The organism is Pseudomonas sp. 1D4 (assembly GCF_001728925.1).
GTDB lineage: Bacteria > Pseudomonadota > Gammaproteobacteria > Pseudomonadales > Pseudomonadaceae > Metapseudomonas > Metapseudomonas otitidis.
Map to the genome: position 1 here is coordinate 78,414 of NZ_LXJQ01000015.1, position 23,035 is coordinate 101,448.

The window sequence follows — 23,035 nt, forward strand, 5'->3', positions numbered from 1 at the left end:
GGCGTCGCTCCTCATGCCAGCTGCCCGGCAGCTTCGTGAATGGCCGCGCGGATGCGCACGTAGGTGGCGCAGCGGCAGATGTTGCCGCTCATGGCGGCATCGATGTCGGCATCGCTGGGCTTAGGGTTGCCACTGAGTAGCGCGGTGGCCGCCATGATCTGCCCGGACTGGCAGTAGCCGCACTGCACCACGTCGAGCTTGCGCCAGGCGGCCTGGACGGCGCGGCCGACGTCGTTCTCGGCCACCGCTTCGATGGTGGTGACCTTGCGCCCCACCACGCTGGAAACGGGGGTGACGCAGGCGCGCGTGGGCTGGCCGTCGACGTGCACGGTGCAAGCGCCGCACAGCGACATGCCGCAGCCGTATTTGGTACCGGTCATGCCGGCCACGTCTCGCAGGGCCCACAGCAAGGGCATGTCGGGCGCCACGTCGAGCGCGGTGTCCTGGCCATTCAGGTTGAGGGTAATCATCGGTTGGCCCACCTTTTCGGGATCGGGTTGGTCGTCATCGGCCGCACGCGGCCTGGCTGGTTTTCTTCAGACTAGAAGGCCGCCGCCGGCCCCGGTTTCAGGGCGACGAAGCGGCGGCCGGTTCAGGCACTCTGCCGCAGGCGGGCGATATCGCGCTGGGGCGGCGCGCCGAACAGCCGGCTGTATTCGCGGCTGAACTGCGAGGGGCTCTCGTAGCCGACGCGGCCACCGGCGGTGGCGGCGTCCAGGGCTTCGCTGAGCATCAGCCGCCGCGCCTCCTGCAGGCGCAGTTGCTTCTGGAACTGCAGCGGGCTGAGGGCGGTGACCGCCTTGAAATGGTGATGCAGCGCCGAACTGCTCATGTTCACCTCGCTGGCCAGGGCCTCGATGGACAGCGGCCGGTGGTAATGGGCCTTCAACCATGCCACCGCGCGGGCGATGCGCTGGGCCTTGCTGCCGGCGCAGGCGATCTGCCGCAACTGCGCGCTGCGCTCGCCCATCAGCAGGCGGTAGACGATCTCGCGCTTGATCAGCGGTGCCAGCACGGGGATGTCGGCCGGGGTGTCCAGCAGGCCCACCAGACGGATCAGCGCGTCCTGCAGGCCACCGTCCAGGCTGCACACCGAGATGCCCCGGGCAGACGCCGACAGCGGCGGCGGCTCGGTGATCTGCAGCAGCATCTCGCTGATGGCAGCGGGCTCCAGGTCCAGGCGCATGCTGAGGTAAGGCACCTCGGGCGTGGCTTCGAGCACCTGGCCGATCACCGGCAGGTCGAGGGAGACGACCAGGTACTGGGACGGGCCGTAGCGGTAACACTCGCCGTTGAGCTGAGCCTGCTTGCTGCCCTGCACCACCACGCCCAGGGCGGGTTCGTAGAGGCAATGCAGCGGTTCGCTGGGGGTGCTGGCACGAAACAGCCAGAGCCCGGGGATGGCCGTGGCGCTGCCGCCCTCCTCCCTGGCGAATCGTTCAATCAGCTGGGCGAACCGGCCCTGGGCTCCGAGGGGCGCGGCGGAAACAGGGTCGGCGTTGGAGAGGGATGAGTTCATGGTTGGGGCTTCTCCCGGCAAGGCTTCCGACTCTAACCGCGCGGAAAACCGGCGTCTCGCACGCGAAGAGAAACAGGCAGGATCGTGCAAGAATCCGGCAGGAATCGACTACCCGGGCAAGGAGGTGGGACGGCAGACTGCAGTCCTGGCTGAAACCACCGCCACCCACAACGCAATCCGGCGCACGAGGCGCCGGATCGAAGGGGGTCGCAGGGAACAGGTCAGTCAGCGACGCGCATCGCCACCCGTCCGCCGGGCGGGCAGGTTTCCATGTAGCGGCTGGCCTCGATGAAGTCCTCGAATTCGAAGACCCGGTCGATGCTCGGTTTGAGCAGGTGGTCGCGGGTGAGCTGGTTGATGTGCTCCAGGGCGCGACGGACGGCCGCCTCATCACGCTCCAGGCCCGACTCGGGATCACCGCCGGTGAAATCCATGACGCAATGACGGAAGAACTGCAGGTGCTTCTTGAACGCCGCGCAGGCCGGAAAGGCCGCATCGTTGCCACCGTTCAGACCATAGAGGATCAGCTTGCCGCGCTGGGCGGCGACATCCCCCAGCAGCTTCATCTGCGGGCCGGCACACTGGTCGAGGATCACCTCGACACCCTGGCCATCGGTGAAGCGCTCGACCTCCAGCACCAGGTCCTGCTCTTCGGTGACGATGATCTTGTCGGCCCCCAGCTCCTTGAGGAACGGGCGACTCTCGGGGTAGCTGGTGGAGGCGATGACCACCGCCCCCAGCGCCTTGGCCAGTTGCACGGTCTGCGGCGCCAGGCAATGGCCGGCCTCGGTGACCAGCACACGTTGTCCGGGCTTGAGCCGGGCCAGGTCCATCAGCGCGAAGTAGCCCATCAACAAGGGGGTGTAGTGCACCGCGGCCTCGACCGGGGTAAGCACCTCGTCCGGGTAGCGCGTCAGGGCGCTGCGCGGCAGAAGAATCCGGTCGCCCCAGGTGGGGTAGCGGTTGGGGGTGCTGGCGGGAAAGCTGGCCACGGCCACGCCGGGCTCGAGGTCATCGACCCCTTCGCCCACGGCCTCGACCACGCCGGCCATCTCGAACCCGACACCCGACGGCAGGCGTGCCGACTCGGAGGCCAGGTTCTGACGCCAGAGCACGTCTTTCCAGCTGACGCCGATGGCACGGGTGCGCACCAGAACCTCGCCGTGCCCGGGCACCGGGGTGGGGAGCTCTTCCAGCTTGAGCACGTCGGCCTCGCCGAACTGATGGAAACGGATCATGCGGGACATCACGCACCTCGCCTGTGACTCTTTACATGGCCACGGACTCTATCCGGGCTTTGTCCACAAAACCACCCGTAGCGATCAATAGTCGTCATAAACGGTGATGATGCGGGCGCTTGACGGCGCCTGCGCGGAGCCTCATTTTTCACCCACTTTTTCCGGAAGCCCATGCATGAACAGGAACGACCTGCGCAAAGTCGACCTCAACCTGCTGATCGTCTTCGAGACGCTCATGCACGAGCGCAGCGTGACCCGCGCGGCGGAAAAGCTGTTCCTCGGCCAGCCCGCCATCAGCGCGGCCCTGGCCCGCCTGCGGTCGCTGTTCGACGACCCGCTGTTCGTGCGCACCGGGCGCAGCATGGAGCCCTCGGCGCGGGCGGTGGAGATCTTCTCCCTGCTGACCCCGGCGCTGGACTCCATCTCCACCGCCATCAGCCGCGCTGCCGATTTCGACCCGGCCACCAGCAACGCGGTGTTCCGCATCGGCCTGTCGGACGACGTGGAGTTCGGCCTGCTCCCCGCCCTGCTCCGCCGCCTGCGCGCCGAGGCCCCGGGCGTGGTGCTGGTGGTGCGCCGCACCAACTACCTGGTGATGTCCAACCTGCTCGCCTCCGGGGAGATTTCCGTGGGCGTCAGCTACACGGAAGAACTGCCGGCCAACGCCAAGCGCAAGACTATCCGCCGCGCCCGCTCCAAGCTGCTGCGGGCCGACTCGGTCCCCGGCCCGCTGAGCCTGGAGGATTACTGCTCGCGCCCCCACGCCCTGGTGTCCTACGCGGGCGATCTCAGCGGCTTCGTCGACGAGGAGCTGGCCAAGCTCGGCCGCAGTCGCCGGGTAGTGCTGGCAGTGCCGCAGTTCAACGGCCTGGGGGCCCTGCTGGCTGGCACCGACATGGTCGCCGTGGTGCCGGACTACACCGCCGCCGTGCTCACCGCAGCCGGCGGCCTGCGGGTGGAGGACCCGCCCTACGGCACCCGCACCTTCGAGCTGTCCATGGCCTGGCGCGGCGCCCAGGACAACGACCCGGCGGAACGCTGGCTGCGTTCACGCATTCAGATGTACTGCGGCGACCCCGACAGCTTGACCTGAACTGCGCACCGCAAGGAAACCGCCATGCTGGATACCCCGACCCTCGCCCTCCACACCCACCGACGCTTTGCGCAGTCGGCCGACGCGGTCTACAGCGCCTGGCTGAACCCGGCCCTGGCCTGCCGCTTCCTGTTCGCCACACCGGGGGGCGAGATGCGCATCGTCGACCTCGATCCCCGCCCGGGCGGCCACCTGCTGATGGTGGAGCTGCGTAACGGCGAGAAGGTCGAGCACGTAGGCGAATACCTTGAACTGGTCCGCCCCCAGCGGCTGTCCTTCACCTTCGGCATCGGCCGGGACAGCACCGAGCGCGACCGCGTCGACGTGGACATCAGCGCCCTGGACGACGGCTGCGAGCTGCAACTGACCCATCACCTGGACACCCGCTGGAGCGAACAGGCCGACAACGCCCGTGCCGGCTGGGAGGCCATGCTGGCGCACCTGGCGGCGGCACTGGAATCGGTGAAACCTCACACCACCTGATAGACCACCCGGTTCGCCTCGCTGGGCACCGGCACCTCCCACTTGAACAGCATCCGCGCGATGTCCTGGTTGCGCAGGCTGCTGTCGCGCTGGCGGTTGCGCCGTAGAATCTCCGCCTCCGGCTGCTCCAGGTAGACCAGCTCCACCCGCGCGTCATAGGCGTAGAGCAGGTCCAGGGTCTTCTTGCGCATCTGTGCCGACAGGTGCGTGGCATTCCACACGAAGGGCCGCCGCGCCCGCAGCAGTCCCCGGGCCTGGTCGATGGCGTAGTGCGCAGCGGCCCCTTCGTTCTGGCCGTGGCGCAGGCCCAGCGCCTCGCGGGCGTCGTCGAAGGACACCACCGGCAGGTCGGGTCGGTGGTGCGCCTGCCAGGTGTTCTTGCCGCTGGCCGGCAGGCCGGCCAGCACCACCACTTCGGAGCCTTCCACGGCCCGGTGCAGCGGGTAGTCCGGCAACACGCGCGCACCGCGGAAGTACTGCACCCGGGTGTGCTCGTCGACGAAGTTCCTGGGCGCGTGCAGGCAGCCCTCCTCCTCCGCCAGTTGTTCGAACAGGTCGATCTCGTCCAGCACCGCCTGCTTGCCGTCGAAGCCACGCCCCAGCATGTCCGCCCGCGCCACTGCGCAGAGCATCCACAGCGGCAGCTCCCAGGACAGCCGGTGCAGGGTGAACTCCACCGGGCGCCCGCTGCGGTCGCTGCTGAGGGCGAAGAACGGCAACTGGTGCACGGCAATGATCCGGCAGATGCGCTCGCGCAGCTCGAACGGCACGCCGGCGCGCCACAGCAGGATGCGCGCATCGATGGCACCGCGCCGGGAATGGCCCGGCTGGCCGATGCGTCCGGTGCTTTCGTCGACCACCGTGGTGTCCGGCTTGGCGATGTCGTGCAGCAGCGCAGCGAAGAACAGCACGAAGCGCGCATCCGCATCGGCGGCGGCATAGGCCGACTGGTGCAGCAGCGCGTCCACCACCATCCGGGTATGGACCCAGACGTCGCCCTCGGCGTGGTAGAGCGGGTCCTGCGGGGTATCGGCCAGCCGCCCGAGGGACGGGATGGCCGCCAGGCAGGCGGCGAAGTCCGCCGCCTGGCCGGGGTTGGGCACCAGGGCCCTGAGGGTTGCCATGTCCATGGTCTTCAGTCTCCTTGGGCAGCCAGGCTGACCCAGGTCACCGCCGGCTGCGGGGCGTAGAGGTCAACGCCCGGCGCCAGCAGGTTGGGAATGTACGGCTGCCGTGAATGGTGCAGGCCGCTGTCGAGGATCGCCTGGACGAAGTCCGGGCGGACCCACTTGGCGCGGCCCAGGGTGTGTCGGGCGTCCTCGATCTTCAGGTACAGCCCCTCCATGTGCTCGGAGTGGTCGCCGTTGGCCAGCGCCCGGGCCAGGTCCAGCCCTTCGCGCCGTACGGTGCGCTCGAAGCTGGCGCGCCAGTCGGACGAACGCGCCAGAGAGGGGCCGACCAGCCGCAGCAGGTCGTCCAGCCGGGGTGGCGGCGGGCCCTCATGGAGCACCGGCACCGACAGCACCGGGCCGCCCGCCAGCAGCGCATGCCGCGCACGGGTGGACAGGAAGGCCTGCTGGGTGCGGTCCCAGATGTCGAATTCGAGGAACAGGTGCGGCAGCCGGTCGTAGAACACCGAATGCAGCTTGCTGCACACCTCGCCGAACATCACGTAGCGGTCTTCCAGGCGCTCCAGCAGCCAGGCTTCGTGGGCACAGGCCCATTGCTTGAACTGGCCGAACTGGCGCTCGCGGCTGCCGCCGATCAGGTAATGCCCACGGGATTGCAGCAACAGCTCGCCGCCGGGCGAGAAGCTGATGGCGGCGTTGGCGCCGTCGAGTTTTTCCTCCACCACCAGGTGGCAGCCGGCCAGGTCACGGTAGGCGAGCTGGTCGGCATCGCTGTCGCCGAGCTGCAGCCGCGACGACTCCAGGTGAGGCGTGCGCGGGTACTTGAACAAGTCGAGGTTGAGCGTCGAAACGCGGACGTGGTCCGTCATGGTCTTCTCCTTCTTGGAACAGGGAAAACCGACGACGTGATGCAGCGGGATCAGTGAGCGTGCGAATGCACGGCCAGCAACAAGGCTTGTCGAACCGTCGTCGGTGTCAGGCGAGTTGGCTGGCGCGGGGCATTGGCTTCACCACTTGAGGGAAGGGGGTGGATCGGAAAGGCGCGCATTGGACCGCCACGCCACCCGGCCTGTCAAGGCCGTGAGCGTGATGCACCGCACACCGGGTTGCCCGGAGCCGAGCCCGATGGCACTCTGCGGTCCTTTTTCACACTCCGGAAAGCCTCCATGGATCGGATCGAAGCGGCGCTCACCACCATCAAGTCCCTGCTGCTGGGGGACGAGACCATCCTCCAGAGTTCGCACCAGCTGCGCCTTCACGCACTGAAGCACCGCCGCGAGGTGGTGGTCGCCACCAACATGCGGCTGATCATCTTCCGCCGCCGGCTGATCGGCGGTTACCGCATGCACGACATCCGCTGGCAGGACCTGCAGGACGCCGCAATCGACGAGAACCTGCTACAGGACCTGTTCGGCGCCGAACTGCGGTTGCGCCTCTACAACGGCCTGCTGATCCGCATCAACGGCCTGGAGGTGGTCAGCGCGCGGGCCCTGTACGTGTACTGCCAGCAGCAGGAACAGGAGTGGCGCGAGAGGAACCGCATCCGCGGCATGGAAGAGCGCGGGCTCGGCTTCACCCGCTTCGACACCCTCTTCGACCCGGCCACGCCTGGCGTCAGCAAGCGCACCACGCAGTCGAGTTCCAGCGTGTCCTACAGCGGCGACAGCGACAGCACCACGACCCCGATCTTCAACGCCGAAGTGACGGGCGACATCGGCGCCCTCCAGGGGCTGTCCAAGCTGGTCAACCCGCAAACCGCCTTCGCCAGCGCCGACAAGCTGGCCAAGGCCATGGCCGATGCCAAGCAGCAGTTCGAGTCGGGCAAGCTCTCGAAGGCCGAGTACCAGAGCCTGAAGATGAAGATCCTCAGCGACCTATGACCCCTTTCTTGCGGCGGCCGCACTGGCCGCCGAGCCATCACCCGATCACTTTGAATACGCACACCAGTGCGCCGATCAGCACACACAGACCGACCGCGCAGACCAGCGCGCTCTCCCAGCCATCGTCCAACCAGTGGCCCCTGGGGTAGCGCCCCAGGGTGCCCAGGCGCAGGACGACGCGACCGACGCTGAACAGCACCCAGCGCAGCAGCACCTCCGCCACCAGTTCGCCCAGCAGGCGGCCGACCACGCCCAGGAAGCTGTCCATGACTAGTAGACGGGCCGGCTGCTGAGGGCGAAGTCCACGGCCAGTTCACGGTCGTAGCGGGTGGCCCGCGCGTTCAGGTGTTCCCAGCTCAGCGTGCCGAAGTGCAGGTAGAGCCGCCCGCCTCGGCTGTCCGCCGAGAGCAGCGCCACCTGGCCCGCCTCGCGGCTGCCGTCGGTGGCCTTCAGGTCCAGGCGGTACTGACCCAGCAGTTGGCCGTAACGGTCGACGTGATCGAGGGAGATAACGCCCAGGTGCCAGCCGCTGAGCAGCAGGTAACTGTCGCCAAGGCAGGCCACCTGGCGTATGGCGGCGTCGGGCTGATACCACCAGCCCTGGCCCGCCAGCTCGTTGTTGTAGCCGGCCGGGCTGGGGCGCACGCTGACGGCACCACAGCCGGCCGGGCGCCCGGCGAACAGAGCCGGGGCCACCAGGGTGGCGGGCTGCAGTTCATGCAGGTTCAACGGTGTCTCCGGGTAGCCCCAGGGGAGATTGATGCGCGGCGGCGGAACCAGCACCTTCTGCAGGAAGCTGGCGGCAGGCGCATTCCGCAACTCGGGGTACCCGTCGGGCGCCTGGCCGATCACCGGCCGGCCGTCGCCGACCCAGGCCTGGCGATTGCCCAGGCGCAGGTCCTCGGCCTGATCGAGCACCTCCACATCGCTGCGCCAGGCGGCTGGTTCGGAATCCGCAATGAGGCTGACACGCTCAGTGACCACATAGCGCGAGGGCTCACCGGCCCAGGGCACGGAGCGCCTCGCGCCCCGTGGCAGGGCCTGGTAGGTACGGCCGTCCGCGTGCACGGTGCGATACCCGGCGGCCAGCAGCGGGGCAACCGTGACCTCGGCGAAGCGAGCCGGGCCCTCCCGCAGCAGCGTGATCTCCGCTGCCGGGCGGGTGGCGGAAATGACCTGGGCAGCCGGCTGGTCGCGGGTCACCCAGTACAACGGCACACCGACGGCAATGACCACACCCAGGCCCGCCAGCAGGCGCAGGGCGAACACGTCGCCGCTCTCGCGCATGGCCAGCAGGATACGCACCATGTAGTGCAGCCCCACCAGGGGCGGCCATACGAGCAAGGCCGACAGCCCGGCCGGCATGGCCCCGAGAAGGAGCCCCATGGAGAGCGGCAGGAAGGCCAGCTCACCGGCCAGCAGCAGGCAGAAAGCGAACAGGTTGGCCAGCCCGCCCGCCTCCTCGGGCTCGATGAACAGCGTCCACACCAGGCCGGCCATGCCCAGCCAGGCGCCGGTGGTCAGCAGCAGTCCGACGCTCGACCCGCCCGGTATCAGCAGGCACAGCAGGGCGAACGGCAGGGCCGCCAGCACCCCGAAGACATAGCAGGCACGGCGCAACGCCGGCCAGTTGCGGCGCAGGAAGGGCTCAGGAGCAGCCGCCCCGAAGGTGGGTGGTGGAGTGTGCATGGGGTCGTCCGTGAACGCGCGGGCAGGCGATCCGCTCGCCTATTCGCCGATGTCCTCGTTCCAGAGTTCAGGGCGGGCGGCGATGAAGTCTTCCATCAACTGGATACAGGTGGCGTCCTGCAGCACCTCGACCTCGACCCCGCGCGAGCGCAACAGCGCCTCTTCACCGAGGAAGGTGTGGTTTTCGCCGACGATCACCTTGGGAATGCCGTAAAGAAGGATGGCGCCACTGCACATGGCACACGGCGACAGCGTGGTGTACAGCACGCACTCGCGGTAAATACTGGCGCTCTGCCGGCCGGCGTTCTCGAAGGCGTCCATCTCGCCGTGGCGGATGGCGCTGCCCTGTTGCACACGGCGGTTGTGGCCACGGCCGATGATGCGGCCGCGGTGCACGATCACCGAACCGATCGGGATGCCCCCTTCGGCGAGCCCCTGGCGGGCTTCGTCGATGGCGGCCTGCATGAATTCGTCCATGAGCGCTCCTGCGTACGCGGTGGAAACTGGGTCTCTCGGCCTGCGCGGTCGCCGGCCGCGCAGACCCTAGGTGACGAACGGCGAGCTGTCCACCCTCGCCTGCCCGAGCTGTGAATCAGCGCTCGCGCAAAGCCTCGGCGCGGGCACGGATGATCGGCTTGAGCAGGTAGCTGAGGATGCTCTTCTTGCCGGTCATGATGTCCACCGAAGCGACCATGCCGGGGATGATCAGCAACGGTTTCTCGTCGCTGCCCAGGTGGCTCTTGCGGGTGCGCAGCTTGATCAGATAGAAGCTGTTGCCGTCCTCGTCGGTGATGGTGTCCGCCCCGATCTGCTCCAGATCGGCCTGCAGCCCGCCGTAGATGGTGTAGTCGTAGGCGGTGAACTTCACCATGGCCTTCTGTCCGGGGTGGAGGAAGGCGATGTCCTGGGGCCGGATGCGTGCCTCCACCAGCAGGGTGTCGTCCAGCGGCACGATCTCCACCAGGTCGCTGCCCGGCTGGATCACCCCGCCGATGGTGTTCACCAGCAGCTGCTTGACGATGCCGCGCACGGGCGATGTGACCAGGGTGCGGTTGACCCGGTCCTCCAGCGCCTTGCCGGTGGCCTTGGCCTTGTTCAGGTCGGTGCGCGCCTCGTTGAGCTGGGTGAGCGCCTCGCTGCGGAAGCGCGAGCGGGTCTCGGCGATCTTCTGCTCGACTTCCTTGATGGCCGATTCGGCCCGGGGAATGGCCAGGTTGGTGGCCTCCAACTGGCCGCGCACTTCCACTTCGGAGCGTTTCAGGCGCAGGACCTCCACCTTGGAGATGGCCCCTTCCGCCACCAGCGGCTCGGAGATGGCGATCTCCTGGCGCAACAACTGCAGACTGTTGCGGTACTGGCCCTGCTTGGAGACGAACTCGCGCTGCTCCTGCTGCTTCTGCACCAGTTGCTGCTCCAGCCCGGCCACCTCGTTCTTGAGCTGCTGCCGGCGGCTGCGGAACAACGCCTCTTCGCTCTCGGCCTGGCCAGGGGCCTTCTGCCGCAGCTCATCGGGGATGACCAGCTCGCGGTCGTCCACCTCGGCGCTCAGGCGCTCGACGCGCAGGGCCATGGCCACGCGGTCGGCCTCCGTCTCGCCGACGTTGGACTGGAAGCGCGTGGCATCCAGGCGCAGCAGCGGGTCACCCACCTCCACCACCTGGCCTTCGTGGACGAACAGCTCGGAGATGATGCCGCCCTCGAGGTTGGAGATCTTCTGCAGCTTGGACGACGGGATCGCCTTGCCTTCACCCCGGGTCACCTCGTCGATCTCGGCGAAATGCGCCCACAGGCCAAGGAACAGGGTGAAGCCGATCAGCGTCCAGATGGTCAGGCGCACCACCCGGGGCGCGTCCTCCACCAGGGCCTTGCTGACTTCCGGCAATGGCTGGTCGGCCAGGCTCTCCTGACCCTTGAAGTAGCCAAGCAGGCCTTCGCCCATCGACTTACGCGACACTGATCTGCCCCTTCTTCAGCGCTTCCATCACGGCATCCTTCGGACCGTCGGCGATGATCTGCCCCTTGTCCACGATCACCAGGCGGTCCACCAGGGACAGCATGGAAGCGCGGTGGGTGACCAGCAGCACGGTCTTGTTGGCGACCACGGCCGCCAGGCGCTGTTTCAGGCGTTCTTCGCCGGTGTTGTCCATGGAACTGGTGGGCTCGTCGAGCAGCAGGATCGGAGGATCAAGCAACAGCGCACGGGCCAGGGCGACGTTCTGCCGCTGGCCGCCGGAGAGGTTCTGGCCGCGCTCCCCCACCTGCAGCTCGTAGCCCTGGGGGTGCAGCCGGGCGAACTCGTGTACGCCGGACAGCTCGGCAGCCTGCAGCACGGCCTCATCCTCGACGTAGCGGGCGCCGGACACCAGGTTGTCACGCAGGGTACCGGCCAGCAGCTGGATGTCCTGGGGCACGTAGCCGATGTTGTGGCGCAGGTCGCTGACGTCCAACTGGCGCACGTCCACACCATCCACCAGCAGGCTGCCGGAATCAGCCTGGTAGAGCCCGACGATCAACTTGGCGAGGGAGCTTTTGCCCGAGCCGCTGCGACCGACGATGCCGACCTTCTCGCCGGGACGGATGATCAGATTGATGGCGTTCAGCGCCGGGTTCTGCTGGTTCGGGTAGGTGAAGGAGACCTGGCGGAACTCGATGGCACCCTGCAGGCCCTGGCGGGTCAGCGGCCGCTCGTCTTCGTGGCGCTCCTGGGGCAGCGCCATCATCTGGTTGACCGAGATCATGGTCAGCCGCGCCTGCTGGTAACGGGTGATCAGACCGGAGAGCTGGGTCATCGGACCCAGGGCGCGGCCGTTGAGCATGTAGCAGGCGATCAGGCCACCCATGCTGAGGTCACCGGCGATGATCATGTAGACCCCGGCGACGATCATCACCACCCCGGCCAGTTGCTGGATCATCAGGGTCAGGTTCAGCGACAGACTGGAGAGCATCTTCACCCGCAGTTCGAGGCGGCCCAGGGTGCCGATGGTCTGCTCCCAGAGGTACTGGCGCTCGCTCTCGGCGTTGTTCACCTTCACCGCGTCAAGACCGGCCAGGGTCTCGATCAGGCTCGACTGGCGCTCGGCGGACAGCGCCATGGTGCGATCCATGGTCTCCACCAGAGGCTTCTGCAACAGCCAGCCGAGGGTACCGGCGAGCACGAAGGCCACCAGCGGCACCCACACCAGGTGCCCACCGAGGATGCCGATCACCAGCAGGATCAGCACCGTGAACGGCAGGTCGATCACGCTGGTCATGGTCAGCGAAGCGAGGAAGTCCCGCAGCGTCTGGAACTCATGGATGTTCTGGGCAAAGCTGCCGACCCGCGCAGGTCGGTGCTTCATGGCCATGCCGACGATGCGCTCGAACAGCGTGGCGGAAATGATCATGTCGGTCTTCTTGCCCGCCAGATCCAGGCACAGGCCGCGCATGGTCTTGAGCAGCAGGTCGAAGACGTAGGCGCCGGAAATGCCCACGGCCAGCACCCACAGGGTGGCGGCGGCCTGGTTGGGCACCACGCGGTCGTACACGTTCATCACGAACAGCGGTGCGCCGAGGCCGATCAGGTTGATCAGCAGGCTGGCCGCCACCGCGTCGACGTAGAGCCAGCGGGAGCGCTTGAGAGTGTCGCGGAACCAGTGCTTGACCCGGGGGATCAGCGTGCCGTGGTTGAGGTCGAACTTGTGCCGAGGCTGGGCGAAGAAGGCCTGGCCGGCGTAGTCCTCGGCCAGGGTCTCGCGGGGGACGCGCACCTCACCGCCGTCGCTCTCGCTCAGCAGCAGGCGTGCATCGCCGTTGGCCTCCCAGCCCAGCAGCACGGCGCAGCGGCCCTCCCTGAGGATCAACATCGCCGGCAGTGCAATGGTCGGGATCTGCTCCAGCTTGCGTTGCAGCAGGCGCCCCTGCAGGCCGGCCCGGGCAGCCGCACGGGGCAGCAGTTCGGGGGTCAGGCGCTGGCCGGGCAGCGGCAGCCCCGCCGTGAGCATGGCCCGGCTGGCCGGGCGCTGGTGCTGCAGGCAGAGGCTGAGGAGGCTGTCGAGCAGGGGATCATCGAGCTGTCCGCGTGGATCGTTGGTGAAGGGCAATCGACTGGCTTCTTGATCCACGCTGGAACACTCTTTTCAACGGTACGGGGGTTGGGCGCTGCTCAGTTGAGGCCCGGCAGGTTCACTTCGGGCTTCAGCTCACTCTGAACGACGCTCGCCATGGGCGCGACGACACCCTGGCTCTTGAGCAGCTCGCCCATGGTGGCTTTGATCCGGTACTGAGTAAACAGCTCAAGGTAGCGAATCTCGGCCAGGCGACGGGACGCGGTAAACAGCTCGTTCTCGCTGTCCAGCAGGTCCAGCAGGGTGCGTTCGCCGATGCTGAACTGCTTCTGGTAGGACTCGCGCACGCGGCTGCTGTAGTCCACGTACTGCTGGGCGATGGGCAACTGCTCGCGGGCGTTGGCCAGGGCGTTCCAGGACAGGCCCAGGTCTTCGTTGAGCACGCGCAGGGCGTTGTTGCGGATGTCCAGGGCCTGGTTCACCTGATAGGACTTGGACTCCAGGTCAGCCTTGTTGCTGCCGCCGGCGAACAGGTTGTAGCGCATGCGCAGCATGGCCTGCCATTCGTTGACGTGACCGTTCTGGCCGTCCAGGTCGTTATCGGCGCCACGGCGCAGCTCGGCGTCGAAGCGCGGGTAGAAGGTGGACTTGGCGGCGTCGTACTGCTTCTCCGCAGCGGCCACGTCGGACTCGGCCGAACGCAGGATCGGGCTGTTTTCCAGCAGGGCACGGCGGGCCTCCGCCAAGTCGGTGGGCAGTTGGCCCGGCAGGCCGGACGGTTCGGTCAGTTCGAGCGGATCAGTGCCCACCACGCTGAAGTAGTTGGTGCGGGCGTCGGCCAGGTTGGTCTGCTCGGTGATCAGGTTGTTGCGGGCCTGGGCCAGGCGCGCCTCGGCCTGATCCTGGTCGGCCAGGCGCCCTACCCCACGGGTGCTGCGCAGGGTGATCTGGTCATAGATGCGCTGGTGGCTCTTCAGGTTCTCCTCGGCCAGGCGGACCATCTCCTGGCGTTTGATCACTTCGATGTACACCTGCGCCACGTCCAGCGCGGTGCGCTCGGAGGTGCCCAGCAAGGAATAGGCGCGGGAGTTCACCGTAGCCTGCTGGCGCGCCACTTCGTTGGAGGTGGCGAAGCCGTCGAACACCATCTGTTGCAGGCTCAGCGCCGACTCACCACGGGTCATGGTCTTCCAGTGGTCACCCTGGCCACGGGTAGTGGTGTTGTCACTGCCTTCACGGCCGTAGCCGGCCACCAGGTCGACGCGCGGCAGGTAGCCGCCCTTCGCAGCCTTCAACTGGTAGTCAGCCGACAGACGGGCATTCACCCCGGCCTGGACTTCCGGGTGGTACTCGATCGCACGCTGCATGGCCTCCTGCAGGGTCTGCGCATGCAGGGGGAAGCTGGCGACAAGGGCAAGGGGCAAGGCAGTAGCGAAGCGCAGACGCATGAAAGGCATCCTTTTCAGAGATTCGATGGGTTTCTGTCCGGGCAAGATTCCGTCAGGGGATTGGCGTCAACTTTGCTCAAACAGCGAGCAGAAATCCGTGACCCAAGTCAGTCCTGATCCTTCTGTCAGAACTATCCTAATTAGCTGCGAATATCAAAGTGACATTACGTAGGCAATTGTTTAGGATGGCAGTCAATTGGTCAATACTTTGGCATATGCTCAATAGCTAACGAGAATAAGCCAAATTACTGACGCCAACTTTCCAACACCACCGAACCATTGAAGGAATGCAGCGCCGATCCACCTCTGGAACGACTCGGCGCCGCAAGCTGAAGCCAAACCAGGAGATTCACCCCCATGAGCACTGTCGTAGCCGTAGTGAAAAGCGTCATCGGCCAGGTCGTTGCACTCTCCGCCGAGGGTGTGCAGCGTCAGCTCTTCGAGGGAGATCGGATCTTCCAGGGTGACGAGATCGTCACCGGTGCGGCCAGCATGGTCACCATCGAGCTGCCCGACGGCCGCCTGATCGACCTGGGCCGCGACACTCGCTGGGCCAGCAATGACTTCGCCCCGCAGGTCGCCGATGACGGCGCCGCCCAGACCGCACCCAGCGCCGAAGAGCTGCAACAGGCCATCGCCGCTGGCGTCGACCCGACCCAGGCCTTCGAAGCCACCGCAGCCGGCGCCACCAGCGCAGGCGGCACCACCAGTGGTGGTGAAGCCGGCGGTGGCCGCAGCTTCGTCCTGCTGGACCCCACCGGCGGTGTCGTTGAGGCGCAGATCGGTTTTGCCACCCAGGGTCTGGCCAATGGAGCCTCCGGCACCGACGAAACCCAGGGCGGGCTGCCCAACATCGCCCCGCAGTTCACGGGTGCCGATGGCGGCCTCATCACCACCTTCAGCCTGAGCACGCCGGAAGACACCCCGATCAGCGGCACCTTCACCGCCAGCGACGCCAACGGCGACCTGATCACCTTCAGCGTCACCCAGGGCCCGGCGAACGGCACCCTGGTGTTCAACCCCAACGGCACCTGGACCTACACCCCGGCCCAGGACTACAACGGCGCCGACAGCTTCGTCGTGACCGCCACCGATGGCCGCGGCGCCTCCACCCCGCTGACCGTCAACCTGGGCATCACCCCGGTCAACGACGCCCCGGTGGCCAGCGGCACCTACACCGCCGACGTCAACGACACTGCCGGCCTGGACACCTTCGCCGACATCAAGGGCCAACTGACCGCCACCGACGTGGACGACACCCAACTGACCTGGAGCGGCAGCGGCAAAGGCGCCTACGGCGAGCTGACCGTCAATGCCGACGGCACCTATACCTATGTCGTGGATGCCCAGGCCGTGAACGGCCTGCAGGACGGCGAGCAGGCCAGCGACAGCTTCGTCGTCACCGTGCGCGACCCCTCCGGCGCCAGCGACACCCGCGTCATCACCATCAATTTCAACGGTGCCAACGACGCACCGATCGCCACCGCCAGCAGCGCCGACGTCACCGAAGACCAGACCGTCAGCGGCACCCTGCAGGCCAGCGACGCCGACAAGGGTGCGGTGCTCAGCTACAGCCTCACCAACCAGCCCCCCGCCGGCTTCAGCCTCAACCCGCAGACCGGCGCCTGGACCCTGGACGCTGGCAACGCCGCCTACCAGTCCCTCGCCGAAGGCCAGAAGCTGACCCTCACCGTGCCCTATGAAGTGACCGACCAGTTCGGCGCCAAGAGCACCAGCACCCTGACCATCACCGTCACCGGCGTGAACGACGCTGCCGTGCTCGGCAGTGCCGACGTGCAACTGGACGAAACCGACAGCGCCCTCACCACCGGCGGCACCCTCAGCATCACCGACGTCGACAGCCCGGCCACTTTCGTCACCCAGACCGGCACCGCCGGCAACTACGGCACCTTCAGCATCGACGCGGCCGGCAACTGGAGCTACATCGCCAATTCCGCCTACAACGAGCTGAACGTCGGCCAGAAACTGGTGGACACCTTCCAGGTCACCAGCGCCGACGGCACCAAGACCAGCGTCACCGTCACCATCAACGGCACCAACGACGCCGCCGTGCTCAGCAGCGCCGACGTGCAACTGGACGAGACCGACAGCGCCCTCACCGCAGGTGGCGCCCTGACCATCACCGATGTCGACAGCCCAGCCACCTTCGTTGCCCAGAGCGGCACCGCCGGCACCTACGGCACCTTCAGCATCGACGCCGCCGGCAACTGGAGCTATGTCGCCAATGCTGCCTACAACGAGCTGAACGTCGGCCAGAAGCTGGTGGACACCTTCGAAGTCACCAGTGCCGACGGCACCAAGACCAGCGTCACCGTCACCATCAACGGCACCAACGATGCCCCGGTGGCCGTGGACGACACCGTCACCCTGGATGAGGACAGCGTCGCCACCGGCAACGTGCTGACCAACGACAGCGACGTCGACAGCACCAAACTGAGCGTCACCGGCTTCAGCATCGCCGGGCAGAACTACCAGGCCGGCGACACCGCCTACCTGTCGGTGGGCAAGCTCACCCTGCTGGCCAACGGCGAGTTCTCCTTCACCCCCAACGCCGACTACAGCGGCGTGGTGCCAGCCGTCACCTACACCCTCAGCGACGGCTCCCTGAGCACCACCGGCACGCTGCAACTGGTGATCAACCCGATCAACGACGCCCCGGTCAACAGCGTCCCTGGCGCCCAGACCCTCGACGAAGACGGCAGCCAGACCTTCAGCACCGCCAACGGCAACGCCATCAGCGTCGCCGACGTGGACGGCGACACCCTCACCACCACCCTCAGCGTCGGCCACGGCACCCTGACCCTGGGCAGCCTCGGCAACGGCGTGACCTTCAGCGGCAACGGCACCGGCACCCTGGTGCTCTCCGGCAGCGCCCAGGCCATCAACGCCGCCCTGCAGGGCCTGAAGTACGTCCCGTCCGCCGACTACAACGGCCCGGACACCCTCAACGTGCGCACCAGCGATGGCCAGCTCAGCGACAACGACAGCATCGGCCTGACCATCAACCCGGTGAACGATGCCCCCGTGGCCGGCGCCACCAGCGCCGCCACCGAAGAAGACGCCGCCCCCATCGGCGGCCAGCTCGACGGCAGCGATGTCGACGGCGACAAGCTGACCTACACCCTCGACAGCCCCGCCCCGGACGGCTTCCAGCTCAACCCCAACGGCACCTGGACACTCGACCCCAGCGCCGCCGGCTACCAGAGTCTGGCCAAGGGGCAAGTCCTGACCCTGACCATCCCCTACAGCGTCAGCGACGGCAGCCTGAATGCGAAGAGCACCCTGACCATCACCGTCACCGGCACCAACGATGCGCCGAAGATCGACGCCGCCACCGCCGCAGCCAATGAAGGCGATGGCGTCATCACCGGCCAGATGATCGCCACCGACGTCGACACCGGCGCCCAACTGACCTTCACCACCCCCGCCACCGTCGACGGCCTGACCCTCAACAGCAACGGCAGTTGGAGTTTCGACAGCAGCCACAGCGCCTACGACAGCCTCAAGGCCGGCGAGCAGCGGGTGATCAAGGTGCCAGTCACCGTCACCGACGAATTCGGTGCCAGCAACACCGCCAACCTGGAAATCACCGTCACCGGCACCAACGACGCCCCGGTGGCCAGCGCCGTGTCCGTCAGCGGCAGTGAAGACCAGCCCGCACGCATCCAGGTCGACCTGGCCGGCAGCGACGTCGACGGCAGCGTCACCGGCTTCGTCATCACCGGCCTGCCCCAGCATGGCCAGCTCTACACCTCGGCCACTGGCGGCACCCCGCTGAAAGCCGGCGACAACGTCACCGGCCCGGTCTATTTCGTACCGGACAGCGACTGGAACGGCACCACCACCTTCCAGTACCAGGCCGTGGACAACGATGGCGCCACCTCCACCAGCGCCACCGCCACGGTCAACGTGTCCCCGGTCAACGATGCGCCCGTGGCCAGCCCCACCAGCGCCGGCGCCACCGAAGACGGCCCCACCGTGGGCGGCCAGCTCGCCGCCACCGACGTCGACGGCGACAAACTGACCTTCAGCCTCAAGGGCAACGCCCCGGCCGGCTTCAGCCTCAACCCCGACGGCACCTGGACCCTGGACCCGAGCAACGCGGCCTACCAGGCCCTGGCCGACGGCGAGAAGCTGGTCATCCAGGTTCCGTTCACCGCCACTGACGGCCAGCTCAGCAGCGACAGCGTGCTGACCCTGACCATCACCGGCATCAACGACGCTCCGGTGGTCACCGGCGCCATCAGCGTCGGCACCGACGAAGACGCCGCCGGCCAGGTCATCGACCTGCTGGCCAAGGCCAGCGACACCGATGCCAAGGACGTGCTCAACGTCGTCAACCTGCGCGAAACCAGCGGCAACGATGCCTCCGGCGTTACCGTCAGCGGCAACACCCTGGTGCTCGACCCCAGCGCCTACAACTACCTGGCCAAGGGCGAGAAGGTCACCCTCACCTACGAGTACCAGGTCAGTGACGGCCATGGCGGCCTGGTCACCACCCAGGCCACCGTGGTGATCGACGGCGTAAACGACGCCCCCGTGGTCAGCGCGGCCATCACCACCACCACGAACGAAGACGCCGGCGCCCAGCAGGTCGACCTGCTGCAGAACGCAAGCGACGTGGACCGCAGCGACGTGCTCTCGGTGGCCAACGTCAAGCTGGTCGGCAGCGGCGACACCGCCGGCGTGACCGTCTCGGGCAGCACCCTGCAGGTCAACCCCAACGCCTACAACTACCTGGCCGCTGGCGAGAAGCTGGTGCTCACCTACAGCTACGACGTGGTCGACGGCAACGGTGGCGTCACCCCCACCACCGCCACCCTGACCATCGAAGGCCGCAACGACGCCCCGGTGCTGGAAACCACCGTACAGAGCGGCAGCGTCACCGAGCGTGCCGACGGCGTGCCGGGCGAGAACGCCGGCAACCTCAGCGCCACCGGCGACATCGGCTTCGAAGACGCCGACCTCAACGACACCCACAGCGTCAGCACCCAATTGGTCAGCGCCACCAACGGCAATGGCCAGACCGTAGCCGCCCTGGGCAACCTCGCCGCCGCCCTCAGCGACTCCGCCACCGGCGACGGCCAGGGCTCCGTGCACTGGACCTACAGCGTGCCGGCCGGCTCCCTGGACTACCTGGCTGCCGGCGAGACCCTGACCCTGGTCTACCGCGTGACCGTCACCGATGGCAGCAACGCCAGCGCCAGCCGTGACGTCTCCATCACCGTCACCGGCAGCAACGACGCCCCGGTGGTCAGCGGTGCCGTCACCTCGGTGACCAACGAAGACGCCCCGGCCTACAGCATCGACCTGCTGCAGAACGCCAGTGACGTCGACGCCAAGGACGTGCTCAGCGTCGTCAACCTCAAGCAGATCGGCACCGGCAACGCCGCCGGTGTGACCTTCGACGCCGCCAGCAACAGCCTCAAGGTGGACCCGTCCGCCTACAACTACCTGGCCAAGGGCCAGAACCTGGTCCTGAACTACGAATACGAGGTCAGTGACGGCCAGGGTGGCCTGGTCAAGACCAGTGCCAGCATCACCATCGAAGGCCGCAACGACGCCCCGGTGGTGGACAGCAACGCCATTACCGTGGCCGAGGAAAGCGTCGGCACCCCGTTGGGCCTCAAGGCACCCACCGATGTGGACGGCGACGCGCTCACCATCACCGTCACCGGCCTGCCCGTGGTCGGCCGCGTGACCCTGGCCGACGGCAGCACCGTCAGCAACGGCCAGACCCTCACCAGTGCTCAACTGCAGGGCCTGAAGTACAACGCCCCCGCCGACTACAAGGCCGGCGACCCGGTGGGCAACTTCACCTACAGCGTCAATGACGGCACGGCCACCGTGGTCGGCAGCGTGGCCATTGGCGTCACTGCGGTGAACGACCTGCCGGTGGTGGACAGCAAGCCCCTCACCGTGGCCGAAGAAAGCGTCGGCACTCCGCTGGGCCTCAAGGCGCCCACCGATGTGGACGGCGACGCGCTCACCATCACCGTCACCGGCCTGCCGGTGGTCGGCCAGGTCACCCTCGCCGACGGCACCCTGCTCAGCAATGGCCAGACCCTCACCAGCACCCAGCTCCAGGGCCTGAAGTACAACGCCCCCACCGACTACAAGGCCGGCGACCCAGTGGGCAGCTTCACCTACAGCGTCAACGACGGCACCGCCACTGTGAACGGCAGCGTCGCCATCAGCGTCACCCCGGTGAATGACCTGCCGGTGGTGGACAGCAAGCCCCTCACCGTGGCCGAAGAAAGCGTCGGCACCCCGCTGGGCCTCAAGGCGCCCACCGACGCCGACGGCGACGTACTTACCATCAAGGTCACCGGCCTGCCGGTGGTCGGCCAGGTCACCCTCGCCGACGGCACCCTGGTCAGCAATGGCCAGACCCTCACCAGCACCCAGCTCCAGGGCCTGAAATACAACGCCCCCGCCGACTACAAGGCCGGCGACCCGGTGGGCAGCTTCACCTACAGCGTCAACGACGGCACCGCCACCGTTAACGGCAGCGTGACCATCAACGTCACCCAGGTGAACGATGCCCCCGATGCCCGCGACGACGCCCCGACCCTCAGCGGCCTGAAGGGCAGCTACTACGCCTACCGCGAAGGCACCGACGGCCCGAACCTGAGCAACCTGGCGATGGTCAAGGACTTCATCGCCAAGCACGCTGCCGACGCCACCTTCACCGCCACCTCGCTGAACTACGGCAACGGCACCAACAGCCACCTGGGCGGCAACGGCAACCTGCAGAAGTTTCTCGGCAGCGACGCCGCGAGCCTGAGCACCGCGCCGGCCAACAGCTCCGACGCCATCGTCGAGCTGAGCGGCTCGATCAACCTGGCCGCTGGCAACTACCAGCTCCGCGTCACTGCCGACGACGGCTTCAGCATCGTCATCGACGGCAAGGTGGTGGCCGAGTACAACGGCAACCAGGGCCCGACCGCCCGCGAGTTCGCCACCTTCAACGTGCCCGCCGGCGGCGCCCACCAGATCCAGATCATCTATTGGGACCAGGGCGGCCAGGCCCTGCTCAAGGTGGAAATGCGTCCCGAAGGCGGCAGCTACACCGTGCTCGGCGGCAACAGCCTGAGCCACGGCCTCGACGGCCTGGTGACCACTGAAGACACCCCGCTGACCATCGAGCCCGCCACCCTGCTGGGCAACGATACGGACGTGGACGGCGACAGCCTGACCATCGTCAGCGTGCAGAACGCGGTCAACGGCACCGTGGCCCTGGTCAACGGCAAGGTCGTCTTCACCCCGGCCGCCAACTTCAACGGCACCGGTTCCTTCACCTACACCGTCAGCGACGGCAAGGGCGGCACCGATACCGCCACCGTCAAGGTGGGCGTCACTGCGGTCAACGACCTGCCGGTAGTGGACAGCCACGCCCTCACCGTCAACGAGGAAAGCGTCGGCACCCCGTTGAACATCGCAGCGCCCACCGATGTGGACGGCGACGCACTCACCATCACCGTCACCGGCCTGCCGGTGGTCGGCCAGGTCACCCTCGCCGATGGCACCCTGCTCAGCAATGGCCAGACCCTCACCAGCACCCAGCTCCAGGGGCTGAAGTACAACGCCCCCGCCGACTACAAGGCCGGCGACACCGTGGGCAGCTTCACCTACAGCGTCAACGACGGCACCGGCACCGTGAGCGGCGCCATCAACCTGGCGGTCACCCCGATCAATGACCTGCCGGTGGTCAACAACGCCAACGTCAGCGTGGATGAGGACGACACCCTCACCAGTCAGTTGAACGCCACCGACGCCGATGGCGACAGCCTGACCTATACCCTGAAGACCGGAACCAGCAACGGCACCCTGGTGCTCGACAACGCGACCGGCCAGTACACCTACAAGCCCAATGCCAACTACAACGGCCCGGACTCGTTCACCGTCACCATCGATGACGGCAAGGGCGGCGTGGTCGACACCGTGGTGCGGATCACCGTCAACCCGGTCAACGACGCACCGACCGCCAACCCGGCCAACCTGAGCACCGCCGAAGACACCCCGGTGAACGGCAAGGTGGATGCCCGCGACATCGACGGCGACACCCTCACCTACAGCATCGCCAGCGGTAACGGCCCGCAGAACGGCACCCTCACCCTCTACAGCGACGGCAGCTACACCTACCGCCCGAACAAGGACTACAACGGGCCCGATGCTTTCACCGTCACCGTCAGCGATGGCAAAGGCGGCACCACCACCAGCCTCGTCAGCATCGATGTGACCCCGGTCAACGATGCGCCTATCACCGCCGACCAGGCCAAGGAGACCGACGAGGACCAGAGCGTCAACGGCAAGATCGTCGCCAGCGACGTGGAAGGCGACAAGCTGACCTACACCATCCAGAGCGGCGCCGACCACGGCTCGTTGCTGCTCAACACCGTCACCGGCGAGTACACCTACACGCCGAACAAGGACTACAACGGCAACGACGCCTTCACCATCCGCGTCTACGACGACAAAGGCGCCTACA

General features: G+C 67.2%; 15 protein-coding genes. 4 read left to right on the plus strand and 11 right to left on the minus strand.

What is annotated here, in order from left to right; genetic code table 11:
• Nucleotides 1–11: 11 nt before the first annotated feature.
• The 3 genes from A7D27_RS10390 to A7D27_RS10400 form a co-directional block, all read right to left on the minus strand.
• Entirely contained in the window at nucleotides 12–470 is a 459-nt protein-coding gene (locus tag A7D27_RS10390) for a (2Fe-2S)-binding protein (RefSeq protein WP_069561102.1), read from the minus strand.
• A 122-nt stretch (nucleotides 471–592) separates the two neighbouring features.
• The gene (locus tag A7D27_RS10395) at nucleotides 593–1,519 is read right to left on the minus strand and encodes an AraC family transcriptional regulator (protein ID WP_083265593.1); all 927 of its coding nucleotides are present in this window, start codon (nucleotides 1,517–1,519) and stop codon (nucleotides 593–595) included.
• Between the two features lie 221 nt (nucleotides 1,520–1,740).
• On the minus strand, nucleotides 1,741–2,766 hold the full coding sequence (locus tag A7D27_RS10400) for a zinc-dependent alcohol dehydrogenase family protein (RefSeq protein ID WP_069564814.1): 1,026 nt from the start codon (nucleotides 2,764–2,766) through the stop codon (nucleotides 1,741–1,743).
• 166 nt (nucleotides 2,767–2,932) lie between these two features.
• Here A7D27_RS10400 and A7D27_RS10405 point away from each other — a divergent pair, with 166 nt between their 5' ends.
• Nucleotides 2,933–3,850: a LysR family transcriptional regulator gene (locus A7D27_RS10405; RefSeq protein ID WP_069564815.1), complete on the plus strand. Its 918-nt coding sequence runs from the start codon at nucleotides 2,933–2,935 to the stop codon at nucleotides 3,848–3,850.
• Between the two features lie 24 nt (nucleotides 3,851–3,874).
• Nucleotides 3,875–4,333: an SRPBCC domain-containing protein gene (locus A7D27_RS10410; protein ID WP_083265594.1), complete on the plus strand. Its 459-nt coding sequence runs from the start codon at nucleotides 3,875–3,877 to the stop codon at nucleotides 4,331–4,333.
• Here A7D27_RS10410 and A7D27_RS10415 read toward each other — a convergent pair.
• Together A7D27_RS10415 and A7D27_RS10420 are read right to left on the minus strand one after the other, a co-directional pair.
• A complete protein-coding gene (locus tag A7D27_RS10415) occupies nucleotides 4,321–5,463 on the minus strand; it encodes an AAA family ATPase (RefSeq protein ID WP_069564816.1) in 1,143 nt (380 codons plus the stop codon). The two genes, A7D27_RS10410 and A7D27_RS10415, sit on opposite strands and share 13 nt — an antisense overlap.
• Nucleotides 5,464–5,468: 5 nt before the next feature.
• Entirely contained in the window at nucleotides 5,469–6,332 is an 864-nt protein-coding gene (locus A7D27_RS10420; protein WP_069564817.1) for an RNA ligase family protein, read from the minus strand.
• 297 nt (nucleotides 6,333–6,629) lie between these two features.
• On the opposite strand from A7D27_RS10420, the gene A7D27_RS10425 reads away from it, so the two are divergent.
• Entirely contained in the window at nucleotides 6,630–7,343 is a 714-nt protein-coding gene (locus tag A7D27_RS10425; protein WP_069564818.1) for a PH domain-containing protein, read from the plus strand.
• A gap of 37 nt (nucleotides 7,344–7,380) precedes the next feature.
• Here A7D27_RS10425 and A7D27_RS10430 read toward each other — a convergent pair whose 3' ends face one another.
• From A7D27_RS10430 to A7D27_RS10455, 6 genes are all read right to left on the minus strand, one after another.
• Nucleotides 7,381–7,611, minus strand: a complete 231-nt coding sequence (locus A7D27_RS10430; protein WP_069561108.1) for a hypothetical protein — start codon at nucleotides 7,609–7,611, stop codon at nucleotides 7,381–7,383.
• A gap of 2 nt (nucleotides 7,612–7,613) precedes the next feature.
• Nucleotides 7,614–9,032, minus strand: coding sequence for a hypothetical protein (locus tag A7D27_RS10435; protein WP_069564819.1), 1,419 nt, complete (start codon nucleotides 9,030–9,032; stop codon nucleotides 7,614–7,616).
• Between the two features lie 39 nt (nucleotides 9,033–9,071).
• Nucleotides 9,072–9,509 carry a nucleoside deaminase gene (locus A7D27_RS10440; RefSeq protein WP_069564820.1) on the minus strand — a complete coding sequence of 146 codons (438 nt, stop codon included), beginning with the start codon at nucleotides 9,507–9,509 and terminating at the stop codon, nucleotides 9,072–9,074.
• Between the two features lie 115 nt (nucleotides 9,510–9,624).
• Nucleotides 9,625–10,971, minus strand: a complete 1,347-nt coding sequence (locus A7D27_RS10445; protein WP_069561111.1) for an HlyD family type I secretion periplasmic adaptor subunit — start codon at nucleotides 10,969–10,971, stop codon at nucleotides 9,625–9,627.
• 4 nt (nucleotides 10,972–10,975) lie between these two features.
• Nucleotides 10,976–13,132: a type I secretion system permease/ATPase gene (locus tag A7D27_RS10450; RefSeq protein ID WP_069561112.1), complete on the minus strand. Its 2,157-nt coding sequence runs from the start codon at nucleotides 13,130–13,132 to the stop codon at nucleotides 10,976–10,978.
• Between the two features lie 41 nt (nucleotides 13,133–13,173).
• A complete protein-coding gene (locus A7D27_RS10455; protein WP_069561113.1) occupies nucleotides 13,174–14,523 on the minus strand; it encodes a TolC family outer membrane protein in 1,350 nt (449 codons plus the stop codon).
• 357 nt (nucleotides 14,524–14,880) lie between these two features.
• On the opposite strand from A7D27_RS10455, the gene A7D27_RS10460 reads away from it, so the two are divergent.
• The coding region (locus A7D27_RS10460) for a retention module-containing protein (RefSeq protein ID WP_139134077.1) at nucleotides 14,881–23,035 on the plus strand (8,155 nt) is incomplete at its 3' end.

Coding starts and splice junctions, on each gene's coding strand:
- A7D27_RS10390 (WP_069561102.1), bottom strand. CDS start 470: ATGATTACCCTCAACCTGAATGGCCAGGACACCGCGCTCGACGTGGCG.
- A7D27_RS10395 (WP_083265593.1), bottom strand. CDS start 1,519: ATGAACTCATCCCTCTCCAACGCCGACCCTGTTTCCGCCGCGCCCCTC.
- A7D27_RS10400 (WP_069564814.1), bottom strand. CDS start 2,766: ATGTCCCGCATGATCCGTTTCCATCAGTTCGGCGAGGCCGACGTGCTC.
- A7D27_RS10405 (WP_069564815.1), top strand. CDS start 2,933: ATGAACAGGAACGACCTGCGCAAAGTCGACCTCAACCTGCTGATCGTC.
- A7D27_RS10410 (WP_083265594.1), top strand. CDS start 3,875: ATGCTGGATACCCCGACCCTCGCCCTCCACACCCACCGACGCTTTGCG.
- A7D27_RS10415 (WP_069564816.1), bottom strand. CDS start 5,463: ATGGACATGGCAACCCTCAGGGCCCTGGTGCCCAACCCCGGCCAGGCG.
- A7D27_RS10420 (WP_069564817.1), bottom strand. CDS start 6,332: ATGACGGACCACGTCCGCGTTTCGACGCTCAACCTCGACTTGTTCAAG.
- A7D27_RS10425 (WP_069564818.1), top strand. CDS start 6,630: ATGGATCGGATCGAAGCGGCGCTCACCACCATCAAGTCCCTGCTGCTG.
- A7D27_RS10430 (WP_069561108.1), bottom strand. CDS start 7,611: ATGGACAGCTTCCTGGGCGTGGTCGGCCGCCTGCTGGGCGAACTGGTG.
- A7D27_RS10435 (WP_069564819.1), bottom strand. CDS start 9,032: ATGCACACTCCACCACCCACCTTCGGGGCGGCTGCTCCTGAGCCCTTC.
- A7D27_RS10440 (WP_069564820.1), bottom strand. CDS start 9,509: ATGGACGAATTCATGCAGGCCGCCATCGACGAAGCCCGCCAGGGGCTC.
- A7D27_RS10445 (WP_069561111.1), bottom strand. CDS start 10,971: ATGGGCGAAGGCCTGCTTGGCTACTTCAAGGGTCAGGAGAGCCTGGCC.
- A7D27_RS10455 (WP_069561113.1), bottom strand. CDS start 14,523: ATGCGTCTGCGCTTCGCTACTGCCTTGCCCCTTGCCCTTGTCGCCAGC.